Origin of the sequence: Stenotrophomonas sp. SrG, assembly GCF_050031795.1 — a bacterium.
In the GTDB taxonomy this organism is placed as follows: Bacteria; Pseudomonadota; Gammaproteobacteria; order Xanthomonadales; family Xanthomonadaceae; genus Stenotrophomonas; species Stenotrophomonas rhizophila_A.
On the sequence record NZ_JBNBBE010001509.1, the window covers coordinates 1 to 233 of the forward strand.

The following is a 233-nucleotide window of genomic DNA, read 5'->3' on the forward strand; positions in this document are numbered from 1 at the left end:
CCCCCGCCGGGGACAACACCGTGCCCGCCGGAGCCGCCCCCGGAGCAGACAGCCTCACCCCCGAACGGTGCGAAGCCGGCGCGGGCAGCAACTGCGATACCGCGCAGGTGGCCCTGCTGATCGCCCCCGCGGCAACCGACGACACCTACACCACGCCGGCCGGGCAACCGCGGGTGGGCGACGGCAGCATCAACGGCCCCGCGCCGGCCGGCGCGGGCGGGCCCCGGCGCGCG

The 233-nt window shown here is 79.4% G+C and carries 1 protein-coding gene; it reads left to right on the top strand.

Annotation, left to right across the window (positions count from 1 at the left end; genetic code table 11):
* Nucleotides 1–20: 20 nt before the first annotated feature.
* The coding region (locus ACQG3P_RS24415) for a hypothetical protein (protein WP_426806493.1) at nucleotides 21–233 on the top strand (213 nt) is incomplete at its 3' end.